At 42.0% G+C, this 15,159-nt stretch carries 14 protein-coding genes; 12 read left to right on the forward strand and 2 right to left on the reverse strand.

Annotated elements, in window-relative coordinates:
• The first annotated feature begins 74 nt into the window (after positions 1–74).
• The 11 genes from ispH (at position 75) to AAEY78_RS02820 (ending at position 11,744) form a co-directional block, all read left to right on the forward strand.
• Entirely contained in the window at positions 75–1,031 is a 957-nt protein-coding gene (gene ispH / locus AAEY78_RS02770; protein WP_352337132.1) for a 4-hydroxy-3-methylbut-2-enyl diphosphate reductase, read from the forward strand.
• A gap of 68 nt (positions 1,032–1,099) precedes the next feature.
• On the forward strand, positions 1,100–1,915 hold the full coding sequence (locus tag AAEY78_RS02775; RefSeq protein ID WP_352337134.1) for a thioesterase family protein: 816 nt from the start codon (positions 1,100–1,102) through the stop codon (positions 1,913–1,915).
• Positions 1,916–2,276: 361 nt separating this feature from the next.
• On the forward strand, positions 2,277–3,821 hold the full coding sequence (locus tag AAEY78_RS02780; protein ID WP_352337136.1) for a catalase: 1,545 nt from the start codon (positions 2,277–2,279) through the stop codon (positions 3,819–3,821).
• A gap of 244 nt (positions 3,822–4,065) precedes the next feature.
• Positions 4,066–6,066, forward strand: coding sequence for a molecular chaperone HtpG (htpG, locus tag AAEY78_RS02785; protein WP_352337138.1), 2,001 nt, complete (start codon positions 4,066–4,068; stop codon positions 6,064–6,066).
• 331 nt (positions 6,067–6,397) lie between these two features.
• On the forward strand, positions 6,398–7,885 hold the full coding sequence (locus tag AAEY78_RS02790; protein WP_352337140.1) for a C13 family peptidase: 1,488 nt from the start codon (positions 6,398–6,400) through the stop codon (positions 7,883–7,885).
• A 329-nt stretch (positions 7,886–8,214) separates the two neighbouring features.
• Positions 8,215–9,108 (forward strand): S-formylglutathione hydrolase, encoded by an 894-nt coding sequence (gene fghA, locus AAEY78_RS02795; protein WP_352337142.1) that lies wholly within the window; start codon positions 8,215–8,217, stop codon positions 9,106–9,108.
• 210 nt (positions 9,109–9,318) lie between these two features.
• Positions 9,319–9,567, forward strand: coding sequence for a TIGR03643 family protein (locus AAEY78_RS02800; RefSeq protein WP_502943633.1), 249 nt, complete (start codon positions 9,319–9,321; stop codon positions 9,565–9,567).
• A 99-nt stretch (positions 9,568–9,666) separates the two neighbouring features.
• Positions 9,667–10,365 (forward strand): ribulose-phosphate 3-epimerase, encoded by a 699-nt coding sequence (gene rpe / locus AAEY78_RS02805; RefSeq protein ID WP_352337144.1) that lies wholly within the window; start codon positions 9,667–9,669, stop codon positions 10,363–10,365.
• 102 nt (positions 10,366–10,467) lie between these two features.
• Positions 10,468–10,830 carry a hypothetical protein gene (locus tag AAEY78_RS02810; RefSeq protein ID WP_352337146.1) on the forward strand — a complete coding sequence of 121 codons (363 nt, stop codon included), beginning with the start codon at positions 10,468–10,470 and terminating at the stop codon, positions 10,828–10,830.
• A gap of 90 nt (positions 10,831–10,920) precedes the next feature.
• Complete coding sequence (locus AAEY78_RS02815) at positions 10,921–11,232, forward strand: hypothetical protein (RefSeq protein ID WP_352337149.1); 312 nt, start codon at positions 10,921–10,923, stop codon at positions 11,230–11,232.
• A 206-nt stretch (positions 11,233–11,438) separates the two neighbouring features.
• Entirely contained in the window at positions 11,439–11,744 is a 306-nt protein-coding gene (locus AAEY78_RS02820) for a hypothetical protein (RefSeq protein ID WP_352337151.1), read from the forward strand.
• Between the two features lie 141 nt (positions 11,745–11,885).
• Here AAEY78_RS02820 and rpmG read toward each other — a convergent pair whose 3' ends face one another.
• Together rpmG and rpmB are read right to left on the reverse strand one after the other, a co-directional pair.
• Positions 11,886–12,041 carry a 50S ribosomal protein L33 gene (gene rpmG / locus AAEY78_RS02825; protein ID WP_045444249.1) on the reverse strand — a complete coding sequence of 52 codons (156 nt, stop codon included), beginning with the start codon at positions 12,039–12,041 and terminating at the stop codon, positions 11,886–11,888.
• Positions 12,042–12,080: 39 nt separating this feature from the next.
• Positions 12,081–12,317 (reverse strand): 50S ribosomal protein L28, encoded by a 237-nt coding sequence (gene rpmB / locus AAEY78_RS02830; RefSeq protein ID WP_352337154.1) that lies wholly within the window; start codon positions 12,315–12,317, stop codon positions 12,081–12,083.
• Positions 12,318–12,819: 502 nt separating this feature from the next.
• Here rpmB and AAEY78_RS02835 point away from each other — a divergent pair.
• Entirely contained in the window at positions 12,820–15,123 is a 2,304-nt protein-coding gene (locus AAEY78_RS02835; protein WP_352337156.1) for an Ig-like domain-containing protein, read from the forward strand.
• Positions 15,124–15,159: the final 36 nt, after the last annotated feature.

Raw genomic sequence — 15,159 nt, forward strand, 5'->3', positions numbered from 1 at the left:
GAATTATGCTAAAGTAGCAACTTATTAGCCTAATTTATTAGCCCAATCTAAATTATCCAATGATAGGTCGTCTTATGCAAATTTATCTTGCCAATCCTCGTGGGTTTTGTGCGGGTGTTGATCGCGCCATTGCCATTGTAAATCAAGCGTTATTGCGTTTTGCGCCGCCCATTTATGTTCGTCATGAAGTGGTGCATAATAAATTTGTGGTGTCAGATTTGGCAAATCGCGGCGCAGTCTTTGTCGAAGAGTTGCATGAAGTACCTGATGGTGCGATTGTGATTTTCTCTGCACATGGCGTATCAAAAGCCGTTGAAGATGAGGCAGCGCGCCGTGACTTAACCGTATTTGATGCGACTTGTCCGCTGGTGACCAAAGTGCATATGGAAGTGGCAAAGTTTGCTCATGACGGTATGGATGCGGTATTGATTGGTCATGCTGGACACCCTGAAGTGGAAGGAACGATGGGGCGCTTTAGTCATCTGCATGGCGGGCATATTCATTTGGTTGAAAATGAAGCTGATGTTGAAAAATTGACCGTGCAAGATGCAGAGCGTTTAGCCTTTGTCACTCAAACGACGCTGTCAATGGATGATACGGCTCGCGTTATCGATGCGCTACGGACTAAATTCCCCAGCATTCAAGGACCACGCAAAGACGATATCTGTTATGCCACTCAAAACCGCCAAGATGCCGTAAAAGATTTGGCGGGTCGTTGTGAGGTAGTGCTGGTGGTCGGTTCGCCAAACTCATCGAATTCTAATCGCTTGCGTGAGCTTGCTGAACGTATGGATTGCCAAGCTTATCTGATTGATAATGCCAGTGAAATGGATGTTAATTGGTTTAAAGGTATCCAAAGTGTTGGGGTTACCGCAGGGGCATCCGCGCCTGAAGTTTTGATTCAAGAAGTATTGCAGCAGTTACAAGATTGGGGCGGCGAAGTTCCTGATGAGCTGGCAGGCATTGAAGAAAATGTGACCTTTAGTTTACCAAAAGAGCTGCGTATTCCCGTAGCCCAAGTCAATCTCTAGGCGATATTTCCAATCAGCCTAAAATTCTAATCAGTCTAAATTTGGATTCAGCTAAATTAAGGACAAGTATGAGCGCGTACTATCAATGTATCAATCGCGAACGGCAAGCGGATGGCAGCCATATTGCGCGTTATCAGCCCACGCATCATACTCAAGGTACATGGAATCCAGATGACCAGCATATGGCATCGGCAACTGGGCTATTAACTTATGAGTTAAATCAATTTGCGCCACAAGAAAACATGCGACTTGCACGCATTAGCCTAGATATTTTGGGACGGATACCGTTAGCCGAAACGATAATTACCACTCATTTTATTCGAGCAGGCAAAACCATTGCGCTGATAGAAGCCGTGCTTAGCTGTGAAGGTCGCGCCTGCATCATTGCCCGTGCTTGGCAACTGCTGACCCAAGATACTCATGTGATTGCTGGCATTGAAGATTCAGTTGCGCTTTATCAGCCGGAGCAATTACCGGAGTGGACGGAGATGCACCGCTGGCCTGGCGGTTATATCCAAACGTTAAAGCTGGCATCAGTGCCCAATCGCCGTCCCGGTTGCGGCATGGTTTGGGTGACCACTGACATCGATATGATAGCAGGCGTGCCAACGGATGATTTAACTCATTTGATGGGTATGGTTGATACAGCGAATGGCATTGTGCCGCGTACGGGTTTGGGCTTGGAGGAGGCACAATGGATGTTCCCCAATACCGATTTACAAATTCATATGCACCGTATGCCAGAAGGGCGCTGGCTTGGGCTAGAGGCAGTGCAGCAATACGGGAGTGATGGTATCGGATTAACCAGTGCCATATTGCATGATATTTATGGACCCTTTGGACGCAGTGAGCAAATACTTACCGTGCGCCCAATGCCGTGCTAAATACTCAGTATTATTTAATCGAGTCGATACCTTATGCAAGATAATGACAGATTTAATAGACATGGTTAACGCAGAAGCCTTTGAATGAAAAAATGAATGAAATGAAAGTAAAAATAAATATAGTTGTTCTGAAAAATAAAACAAAAGCATGTGATTAATTAATTATACAAATCAAAGCCAATCGGTTGTAATAGTAATTAATCAGACGACAAGCACGGCAATATTGGTGCACGGATAGGTTACTATGAAAGAGAAGCACCGTTTTTCAAGCAAGCTGACGACTATTCTAGAACTATCGCTAGACGCTTATTCAGAATAGATTTTGTACTTTCATCCATTTGCTATTCAAAGGAATATAACCATGAGCGATAACAACACTGATAATAGCAACGATAAAAAATGTCCGTATGCACCGACCCAATTGACCATGGGCAATGGCGCCCCAGTTGCAGACAATCAAAACAGTCTCACCGCAGGTAAACGTGGTCCATTATTAGCACAAGATATTTGGCTCAACGAAAAGCTCGCTAATTTTGCCCGCGAAGTGATTCCTGAGCGCCGTATGCACGCTAAAGGCTCTGGTGCATTTGGTACCTTTACGGTGACCAATGACATTACTAAATATACCCGTGCTGATATCTTTAGCGAAGTTGGTAAGCAAACGGAAATGTTTGCGCGCTTTAGTACCGTCGCAGGCGAGCGCGGTGCCGCTGATGCTGAACGTGATATTCGCGGTTTTGCCCTTAAGTTTTATACCGAAGAAGGCAATTGGGATATGGTGGGCAACAATACTCCAGTATTCTTTTTACGTGACCCACGTAAATTCCCAGATTTAAATAAAGCGGTTAAACGTGACCCACGTACCAATATGCGCTCGGCGACCAATAACTGGGATTTCTGGACGTTGCTGCCAGAAGCCTTGCATCAGGTCACTATTGTCATGAGTGATCGTGGTTTGCCAGCTTCCTATAGAAATATGCATGGTTTTGGTTCGCATACCTATAGTTTTTGGAATACAGACAATGAGCGCTTTTGGGTCAAATTCCACTTCCGTACTCAGCAAGGTATCAAAAACTTAACTGATGCCGAAGCAGCAGATATCGTTGGTTCAGATCGCGAAAGTCATCAAAAAGATTTGTACGATGCCATTGAAAATGGTGATTTCCCGAAATGGAAAATGTATGTGCAAATCATGCCAGAAGCTGAGGCGGATACCGTCCCTTATCATCCGTTTGATTTAACCAAAGTATGGCCAAAAGGCGACTATCCGCTGATTGAAGTTGGCGAGTTTGAATTGAATAAAAATTCTGACAATTATTTCGTCGATGTCGAACAAGCAGCATTTGCCCCAAGTAATCTAGTACCCGGTATCAGCGTTTCACCGGATAAAATGCTACAAAACCGTTTGGTAAATTATGCCGATGCCCAGCGTTATCGTGTTGGTGTCAATCATCAGCAGATTCCAGTGAACAAACCACGTTGCCCTGTGATGAGCAATCATCGTGATGGTGAAGGGCGTGTCGATGACAACTATGGTAGTCGTCCGCATTATGAGCCAAACAGCTTCAGTCAGTGGCAAGAGCAGCCTGATTATGCTGAGCCACCATTAAAAATTGACGGTGATGCGGCGCATTATGATTTCCGTGAAGACGATAGCGATTATTTCAGTCAGCCACGCGCATTATTTAACTTAATGAATGCTGAGCAACAACAAGCTCTGTTTGACAATACCGCGCGAGGAATGGGTGACGCATTAGTCTTTATCAAGTATCGTCATATTCGTAACTGCAACTGGTGTGATGCCGCTTATGGCGCAGGGGTGGCAAAAGCCCTAGGCTTAAGCGTTGAAGATGCAATGGCAGCACGTGATTCAGATCCAGCTCGTCATTTACCTAGCTGCTTATAATGGATAAGATTTATATATAAGCAGTTAATCAGCTAAATGTCATGACAATGACACCGTCTTAGGAAACTAGGGCGGTGTTTTTTATGCAATAAAGTTTTTACGCTTGAAATTTTCTTGTGCGCCCCTATTAGTATAAACAGCTTAGCAGTGTTCAAACGTGAGTTCTCTGATATTGATTGAGTACCTTTGGTTTGATGACTGCTATCTTATAATAAGTTTTTAACATAAAGCGAAGGAGTTTTTTATGAGTGAACAGAACCCAGTTGATAACCAAAAAGTTGATAGCATCAATGTCAACAAAAGCAGCCCAGAATTAAAAAAACATACCTTTGAAGCAGAAGTAGCCCAATTATTACATCTAGTGACGCATTCACTCTATTCTAATTCCGATATTTTCGTACGTGAGCTCGTGTCAAACGCCTCTGATGCTTGCGATAAATTGCGTTTTGAAGCCACCAATGATGACAGTCTTTATGAAGATGATGGTGAATTAAAGATTCGAATTGCGGTCGATGAAGACGCTAAAACCATTACCTTTACCGATAATGGTATTGGTATGAATGAAGCTGATGCAATCGAAAACTTAGGTACGATTGCAAAATCTGGCACCAAAGCATTTTTAGATAAATTATCCGACTCACAAAAGCAAGACGGTCAGCTGATTGGTCAATTTGGGGTTGGTTTTTATTCAGGCTTTATCGTCGCTGACACCATCAGCGTTGAAACCCGCAAAGCGGGCGAGCCTGCTGAAAATGGCGTGCGCTGGGTATCTGATGGCACGGGCAGCTTTACGGTTGAGAACATTACTAAAGAAGAACGCGGAACCGCTATCACTTTGCATTTGAAAGAACAGTATTCTGAAGGCGAAGACAGCTATTTAGACCGTGGCAAAATTAAGCAGTTAGTGAATAAATATTCTGACCATATCAGTTTGCCGATTCAGATGCGTAAAGAAATCTGGCAAGAAGACGAGGTTGAAGAAGGCAGCGACACGCCTGCCAATGGTCAAATGGTCTTAACGGACGAATGGGAAACTATCAATAAAGCCAGCGCTTTATGGACACGTACGGCATCTGACGTTGAAGATGATGAATATGTCGATTTTTATAAAAACATCACTTATGACATGGACGCGCCGCTCACGTGGACGCATAACCGTGTTGAAGGTCGTGTTCAATATACTCAATTGCTATATATACCGAAAAAAGCGCCCGTTGATTTATATACCCGCGAGCAGCAGCATGGCTTAAAGCTATACGTGAAGCGCGTCTTTATTATGGATGACGCTGAGCAATTACTGCCAATGTACCTGCGCTTTGTAAAAGGGGTGATTGATTCAGCCGATTTACCATTGAACGTCAGTCGTGAAATTTTACAAGAATCGCGCGATGTTAAATCAATCCGTGATGGTAACGCCCGTCGTATTTTGACCTTGCTTGCAAGCCTGGCTAATAGCGAAGATTCGGACAAACAAGAAAAATTTGCGCAGTTTTACGCTGAATTTGGTGATGTTATCAAAGAAGGCGTGGGCGAAGACATGGGCAATCAAGAACGTATTGCCAAATTGCTGCGTTATGCCACCAGTACTCAGGATAGTGTGACGACCAGCTTTGAAGACTATAAAGCGCGTATGAAAGACGGTCAAAAAGCTATTTATTATCTAACGGCTGACAGTCTGGCAGCAGCAAAAAATAGCCCACAACTAGAGCTATTTAAGAAAAAAGGTATCGAAGTTATTTTGATGACCAGTCGCGTTGACGAATGGGCGATGAACTTCTTAACCTCGTTTGATGAGACACCGCTACAGAATATCGCTAAAGGTGCAGTAGATTTGGGCGACTTGCAGGACGAAGCCGAAAAAGCCGAAGCTGAAAAGGCCCAAGAAACCATGAAGCCAGTCGTTGATAAGCTAAAAACGGCGTTAGGCGAGCGTGCCAAAGACGTTAAAGTATCGACACGTTTGGTCGATAGTCCAGCGTGTCTAGTCGTTGGTGAAGGGGAGCTGTCGCCACAAATGATCCAAATGCTGAAGCAAATGGGTCAAGATGTACCAGAGAGCAAACCGACATTAGAAATTAACCCTGACCATCCACTCATTAAAAAATTAGAAAGCAGCGAGCAATCAGATGTCGATTTTGACAAGCTTGCACAAGTTATTTTTGACCAAGCACTGCTAGCAGATGGCGGTCAGTTAGATGATCCAGCAGCTTATCTTAAACGCGTCAATGAGTTATTAATGAGATAGTTTTTTTGAATTAAATAGGGCGGTTAATTCTTTATCTCCTTATTTTCTATATTTAAACTCTAAAAAGCGATCTTCTTAGAAGGTCGCTTTTTTAATGGGCAAACTTAGTACTCAATATCTCAAATGGATGCAAAGCACAACTATCCTTTTATGATATAAAAACGATTATCAATTATTAAAATACTCTCTAAATCCAAGTTACAAATCAGTCTTATCGTCTTCACTCACAATCCGTTACAATTGAGACAAATTAGCAGGATAAACTGTTAAATAGTGTGAGCACTTCTCTGCTAACACTTCTTTTTTCTCGTCTGACCAGAGGTGTAAGTCTTTGTCACTTTCGTCGCTCAAAACCATCTCTCTTCAGCGTTTTTCGCTTAATTTTGCTGCCAATATTATTGCTTCGTTATGGATGTTGGTGGGGTCAACTCGTGCCTTTTCTTGGGTTAAGCCTACCTTTATGCAGTTTGCTACTTTTGCGTTATTAGCGCTCGGTAGTAATGTCTTGTTTTCATGGCTGGCTGCCGAAAGTGGTAGCGTGTTTAATGAGCAAGGGCTGGTTAGCTATCTCATTTGGCCAACGATTATTCTACTTGGCGGTATTATTTTAGCGCGCCGAGCGGGCAATCAGTCGCTAGTATTTGTACCAGTAATTTTATGGTTGGTAGCGGATACCTTATCAGCGCTGCTGCAAAGCGCGGTGCAGTTTTTGGGCAGTCATGGTTGGTTGCCTGAGTGGAGTTATTCTTTTTTACCCATACTATTTTTAATATTGTTTTTATGGCAAACGCTGGCATTATTGTGGTTATTCGCTCGTCGTTTGCGAACCCCGTGGTGGGAGCGGTTAATCGTTTTGGTGGGTGCGGTGGCACTATTGACTATTTGGCAGCGTAATATTGCCGATCAGCCTATTTTTAAACAAATTCCAGTACAGCCCGTATTGGAAGAGGCGGCACTATATAAACAACCGCAACTGTTAGCGCAAGCATTAGCGAACATTGAGCCGAACATACCGGGAAAAAGCGACTGGTATTTTATGGGTGTTGCCGGCTTTGCTGAACAAAATGTCTTTCGCTCCGAGATCAATCGCGTTCGTGAGTTATTTGATGTGCGTTTTGGCACCAGTGGCAATTCGCTCACTTTGATTAATAATACCTATAGCTGGCTTGATGAGCCAATTGCTACGAAAACCAGTATTTTGCAAGGGTTAAAGCGTATTGGTCAGCAAATGAATGCTGATGAAGACGTGCTGCTATTAACCTTGTCGTCACATGGTACGACGGATATTGTGCAGCTTGCTAATCCACCTATTGAGATGGAAGATTTAGATCCAGCATGGCTGCGTCAGGCGCTCGATGCGTCAGGTATTCGCTGGCGGGTGATTGTGGTGTCTGCTTGTTATTCAGGCTCATTCATTGATGAATTGCAGTCACCAACCACGGTAGTCATTACTGCTTCCGCTGCAGATAAAATGTCATTTGGCTGCACCAATACGGCGGAAATGACTTATTTTGGACAAGCCTTTTTTGCTGAAAGTCTACGTGAAAATACCAGCTTTGCCGCTGCATTTAAAGATGCCAGCTTACGGGTTCGTGAGCGCGAAGGCTTTATGGGTTTTGAGCCATCAAATCCACAAATGGTTATTGGCAGCTTAATGAAAACTGCGTTACCTGCATTTGAGCAAGTATTATTTGATAAGACCCGTCCGCCTACTGTTACTATTAATGACCATCCTACACTTGATAGTATGGTCATAGAAAATGATAATAATGACGTAACGGGTAGTCAGATCCGCATTGTACCTGAGGCAATACGGTAACCCGCAGTCGTTATAAATATAGCGCTCATAAATGCCGTGAAAACTTTGGGCAGTAGTCTAATATAAATACTCAAGGTTATATAAAGCCTTAACAAGCTCTTATATAAAGCCTACAGTTTTATGGCACTAAGTTTGTATAATAGAAGTTTAGCCTTAAGGTTAACTCTAAAAATAATAACAAATCAGATTAAGCCTATATTTCGTACGCGCTATGCACTTAAGTGTTAGCGCCTTTTTATTAACTGCTATTTTTGTTTTTTGCTAATTTTAATAATTGCGATTTGTATCATTACGCTTTATATCATTGTCATATAAAAGGATTATCTATCATGAGTATCCCTCAAGCCCATAGTTTGCCTGCCAATACTAAGCTGACTACGATTAGTACAAACCGTTGTTTTGATGGTGAGCAGCGCTATTATCGTCATCAGTCTGAAGCCACGAAAACGCCGATGACCTTTAGCATTTATTTGCCCGATGAAGCGCTTGCCGGACACTTATGCCCTGCGATTTTATATCTGTCGGGTCTAACTTGTAATGCAGATAACGTCACTCATAAAGCACATTTTCAACAAAAATGTAGTGAGCTTGGCATGATATTCATTGCGCCAGATACTTCTCCTAGAAGTAGTGATGAGCAAGATGTGCCAAATGATGAGCGTTATTTCGTCGGGCAAGGGGCAAGCTACTACGTTGATGCGACGTGCGCGCCGTGGTCAGACAACTTTAATATGCAAAGCTATATTGCCGATGAGCTATATGATTTGTTGCGTACCGAATTTGGTATTGCCAGTATTGGGATTATGGGTCACTCAATGGGTGGACATGGCGCGCTACTATTAGGCTTTACCTTTCCTAGTAAATTCGTCAGTGTTTCAGCCTTATCGCCGGTTTGCGCCGCCAGTGAATCTGCATGGGGTCAAGCGGCGTTTACAGCGTACTTCGGCGATGATAAAGAAAAATGGCAAGCGTCCGATGCCGCTCACACTATTGAAACTGTCGGTCAGCAATATACCAGCATTTTGGTAGACCAAGGCGCTGCTGATGAGTTCTTAGCAGATGGGCAATTACAAACGTCAAAGTTGCAGCAAGCGTGTGCGAGGGCAGAGCAGCCATTAACACTACGTTATCAAGCCGGTCATGACCACAGTTACTACTTTATTCAGTCGGTAATTGGCGATCATATTGAACATCATTGGCGCATGGCACAGCTTAGCAATTAGCGGCTATGTTTTAAGTAAACAATGAAATAACAATGTTTATACTTCCTTAAAGGCTAAATTGTTATGGCAAACTCTCCATCATCGCTTGCTACCATGCAAGCGGACATAGACACAGCATTGCAAGCAAAACTTCAAACTAACGCTGAAACCTTAATTACCGTTAAATCAAGTGAGCGTCTGTCAAAGTCAGAAAATGTATCGGATAATAAGATACTTTCAGCGTCTGATCTATCACGTGTGATAGAGATGGCGTGGGAAGACAGAACACCGTTTGCGGCGATAGAGCACAGTTATCGGCTTAATGAAACTGCTGTGATTAAATTGATGCGTCAGGAGTTAAAGTCTTCTTCTTTTCGTTTGTGGCGTCAGCGGGTAAGCGGTCGCGTGACCAAACATCAAGCAAAGCGTTCCTTTGTAGTGGGTCGCGCTTATTGTAAAACGCACTATAAGTCACAATAATGGTATGATTACGCCATCTTAAAGGTTTGAACATACTTATCTTTTCTAAGATTTAATTTGTCTACAATCTTTAGCAAACCCTAACTAGGTAGCTCAATTATGATTTGTCCTTCGCAGCCTTATTTAATCGCCCCTTCTATCTTATCTGCTGACTTTGCTCGTTTAGGTGAAGAAGTGGAAACTGTTTTAAAAGCAGGGGCGGATATCATTCATTTTGATGTGATGGACAATCATTATGTGCCTAATTTGACATTTGGTAGCATGATTTGTAAGGCGCTGCGCGATTATGGCATTGATGCGCCGATTGATGTGCATCTGATGGTGTCGCCCGTTGATGGTATGATTGAGCAGTTTTTAGAGGCAGGTGCAAGTGTGATTACCTTTCATCCAGAAGCCAGCGCTCACGTTGACCGCTCATTGCAACTGATTAAAGATGGCGGCGCAAAATGCGGTTTGGTGCTTAATCCTGCCACCTCGTTACATCATTTAGACTATGTGATGGATAAAGTTGACCAAATCTTATTGATGAGCGTCAACCCAGGTTTCGGTGGTCAGTCCTTTATTGAGAGCACTTTAGATAAAGTACGTGCAGTTCGCAAACTTATTGATGCCAGTGGTCGCGATATTCGCTTAGAAGTCGATGGTGGTATTAAAGCCAGTAATATCCGCGCTATTGCTGAAGCAGGTGCGGATATGTTTGTCGCTGGTTCTGCTATTTTTAATCAGTCTGATTATCGTGCTGCTATTGACGCCATGCGTGAAGAGTTGGCATTGGTGAACACTACCAGTAGTAAATAAAGACGTTATTGAACTATTGGTTTATGAGCATATTGCCATATTAAAGTATTAATCGACATCATAATGGTATGCTCAACAAAGCTACGTTATAGAAGGTAAATTATGGATACGCAAAACACAGTGACCTCGTCCGCCTCTACAATAGCGCAAGGTAAGCAACAGCCCTCTAAAAAGCGCAGCCTCGTACCTAAGGGTATTACCATAGGCTTGGCTATATTTGCCCTTATATTAAGCCTTGCAGGTTACGGCTTTCGAATAATAGCCGGTGATGATGTTGGCGATGTGCTGCGCCATGCTGCTGTACTAGTTCCTGCGTTTGTTGTCGGCATTCCATTCCTGTTTTGGCTGGGTTCAAAGGTGTTTAATAAGCTAAATGGCGTGCATATTGAAGGTTGGAATGCAATTAGTCTTGGCTGTTTAACCTCTTGTATTGCTATGCTTTGGTTGATGGGTGGCTACAGCTGATTGGTTGTTAAATACTTTTTTTTAACCTTATTAATGTTCCTAATCGATGTGATGTGCATACGTCATGCGTGATTATTTTTGGAAATTTGCATGCGAATCGTACCGGCAGCTATTGCCAATATTATCTATCCTAAAGACTTGCCGAACGGTCTCTTTACCAGCTTAATTATCGGCTGTCTGCTACTTGGTTTAGCGTCATTACGTCATGGCACCGACTTACAAGGTTGGCTCAATGTCATTGAAAACTGGCTATTGATGTTACTAATATTACCGACGGCTACTGCAACGGTCGCATTACCGTTTAAATATCGTGACCCTAGTTTAGAGTTAAAACTGGTCTACTATTTAGGCATGTTTGTCGCGTTCTTATTTACTATAGCTAAGTTACGCTACTGGCGCTAAGCCAACTATTAACGTTAAGGTGCCTATTAGCATTAAATTGGCTATTGCATTCATTGTTTTTGCTGGCTTATACAGAAGACTTATCAGTACTCCCTTGAATTTGGCAAGCAACGCATCCATTGTAAAGGTAATGTATTTGCCCCTTTTTGTCGTAATGTAAGGCGCTATATAAAATGATAAAACGGGATAATAAGGAAAAACACTGAATGCCATATGATAATGAGATAGAAGTAGATAATGACAGTCCAGATCCATTTGCAGGCTTTGCCAAAGAAACCACGCTTGAGTTGGTAGAGGCAGAAGATGGCAAGCTGGTATTGCGTGATGCCGAAAAGAGCGATGAGCCTTTAATGACCATTGATTTTTCTGATAAACTGAGAGAGATACTTGGTAGTGATACCCAGTCGATAGGTCAGCATATGATTCATGCCGCTATTCAAGTCATTATGAAAAAGCAAATGAGCCAATGGCATGCCCATGTCTATGATAAAGAGCCAACGCATTATAGCTAATAAGTTAACCTTTGTTTGATATTGCAAATGTTAATAAAAGTCAGTAAGTTATGATTAAAGATTTTAATAATAAACAACAGGCAATAAAAAAGGGTTTATCAATCGATAAACCCTTTTTTTACGTTAAATAATCAATAAAGATTATTTAATTTTTGCTTCTTTAAACATCACGTGTTGGCGAATTTTTGGATCGAATTTCTTCATCTCCATTTTGCCAGGCATCGTGCGCTTGTTTTTGGTGGTGGTATAGTAATAGCCAGTACCAGCCGTTGATACCAATTTGATTTTATCTCTCATGATAGCTTTCCCTTAAATGATGGCATGCAAGCGCGTGGCTTAAACTTTTTGACCTTGTGCGCGCAAATCTGCTAACACTTTATCAATACCTAATTTGTCGATAATACGCATACCTTTAGTAGAGATACGTAGACGTACAAAACGGTTTTCAGATTCTACCCAAAAACGATGGTGATGAAGGTTTGGTAGAAAGCGACGACGGGTTTTGTTGTTTGCGTGCGAAACATTATTACCCACCATAGGGCGCTTTCCAGTCACTTGGCAAACTCTAGACATGGCGAACTCCTAATCTATGAGGTATGAGGTTTTCTCATACCAGTCTGGGCAAGTTGCACGTATTTGCGGCATGGACACAGCAAGCGGCACCGTTGCACCAAACAAAACTATATGAAGGTTGAACTGATATAGCTGTTATCTAAAGGCTAATAACAGCCATACCAAATCAGAAAATTTTAAAGCCGACATTTATACCACAAATTTTATGAATATTCAAATTTTTTGTAATAGTGGCGGCTATAAAGGCGCTCTATTATACCCTGAATTTAAGTGGTTATGTTGTTGATTATATGATGTCAGGAATGATTCTTTGGTTGTAAGTTACAACAAAAGTCAGTAAAGTTGCTGTTATAAATACTGTACACTTTGTTACTCAATGCGTGATAACAAAAAAATAGCTGTTTGTGCTGCATAGTTGCCTAACTACAGGCATTTCTACTTATCTCTATATTTATACTTCCTTGTTACCTTATTCTATTCTCGCTGCCGCGGAGCCCCAATCATGTCCTATAGTACCTTGCCTCTTGCTTCTAAATTGTTTCAACTCACCTTTTTAACTTGCGCACTGGCATTAGCAGGTTGTGGCGGTGGTGATACGGTGGATGTGATTACGCCTGCGCCTGGTACAGGTGGTAATACGGGTGGTGGTAATGGTCAACCCCCTGTGCCTGTCGAGTCATTAAATATTAAAGAGAGTGGGCTGGTTAATGTAGATGGGAACCCTGTTACTACGGTTAGTCTCGATGGGGCTTATTATGAAGTCAAAGTAACTGATGCAAAAGGGCAGCCAGTCAGCAATGCGAAGGTTAGCTTTGCAGTTGATGCAGATGGGATAGCATTATCACAAACCACTTCGGGCTCTATGCTCACGGATAGTGAAGGTAAAGCACGTATATTTTTGAAACCTAATAGCCCTGAAGTCTTGGGTGCTTATACTATTTCGGCAACAGCTAGTTTTAATGGTAATACGGCCACTAATGAGATTACTTTTTCAGTGCAAGCCACCAATGTTGCCCTCAGCGCGTTAATAGTAAAAGAGGCGCAATTACCTTCGGGCGGACAAACTGCCTTATCTTTAAAGGTGACTGATACCAATGGTAAAGCGTTAAGTGGTGTGTTGGTCAATTTAAATGCCAGTTGTGGTCAAATTCCGGCTCAAATGAGCTCTGACTCTGATGGTATGGTCGAAGTGGTTTATAAAGCCATTAATCCAGATGACACTCTATGCAGTGGCTCTGTTAACATCTCCGCAAGCTCAGGCAGAGCTGTACAGTCTACTAGAGTTAACGTACAGCTTCCTGAAGCAACCTCTATCGTCTATACCTCAAACCCGTTAACACTTGGTATTCAAAATAGTGGCTCTTCTGCGACAGGTTCGGTGGAGTTTACGGTTTACTCAAATAATACACCTTTAGCCAATGCAAACGTTAGCTTGTCGTTAGAGAAGTCACCTTTGGGGCTGACATTTGGCGTTTTAGGCAATAGAAATTTGATACCTGCGACCACAGATGCAAACGGTAAAGTCTCTGTAAATATCTATCCGGGATCGACACCGGGACCCGTTGAGATTAAAGCTACGCTAGTGAGAGATAGCCGTATCAATGCCTTATCAAAAGACATCTCAATCGCCAGCTCGCGGGTTACGCAAGATGGCTTAAGTATTTCCATGGAGAAAAATGCTTTAGATTGGGGTTTAGATGGCGACCAATCAAAAGTTTTTGCTCGTATGGTAGACCGTAATGGTAACGCCGTACCCAACGGTACTGTCATTAATTTTACAGCAGGCGGTGGTAAAGTATCTCCAGCAAGTTGTTCTACTATGAATGGCGTCTGTGAAGTTATATTTTCAACTCAGAATCCTCGTCCAGGTTCTGGTCGTGTGAGTATTCTCGCGGTTGCTGAAGGTGAAAAATCATATATTGATATGAATCAAAACAATGCTTGGGATAAAGGTATTGACGTTTTAGTTCATAATATCGGTGATACATTCCGTGATGATAATGAAGATGGCGTGTTTCAGTTAGGTGAGTTTACATATCCATTAACGACGCAGGCAAATCAAGTTTGTGAAAACAATATTAAGCAGTTTATCCAGCTTAAGTTTCCGACCGCCAGTCAAATTCAGAAGAACGATTTTGAAAATAATTATATTGCAAAATATGTAAGCCCTAATAAGCCAATGTCCTGTAACTCGGATCTTGATACTGTCGTACGTTATCAGGTTACTCAGCTCATATCAGAAGGTAAAAAGGCAAATTTTGCTTTGGTTGATAGTAATGGTGGTCAAATCATTCCACAGTCGATAAAGACAACAGATAGTGAGGTGAGAGTGCGTATCAATAGTGATGGATTTTTGGGCTTAAATCCTATGCCGTCTGGAACGACTATTTCTGGTACTATTATTCCTAGACAAAGTCCCGTAATAACTATTTCTAAAGGTAGTACCTTAAAAGCATATGAAATTAAAATAACAAACTTGAATAAGCTTCAAGAATATACATTCACAGTTGCAGGTAATGAATATTCAAAAGAAACAGATGCAAACGGTGTTCTAACAAAAAGTATAGAACTAGAGAAAAAGCCTGAAGTTTCTGATATCGTGCTTAAACAGTCACAAGGTGAATGTAGAGCAACGTTGGAAACTGCTCCAAAAGTTCCAAATAACGTAAGTACTGGTATTCCAGGTATGAATGTAGGTACTATTTCTAGATTCTCTATTGAAAACTGTCAGGCTGGTGATAAGTTCAAGATAACTGCTACTTCGCCTAATAATAATGTGAGTAGTGAAATCTTTAACATTAGATAAATATTAAGAAACTATAAAAAACCCCCGATATCATAT

The organism is Psychrobacter sp. 16-MNA-CIBAN-0192, assembly GCF_040309565.1.
Taxonomy (GTDB): domain Bacteria; phylum Pseudomonadota; class Gammaproteobacteria; order Pseudomonadales; family Moraxellaceae; genus Psychrobacter.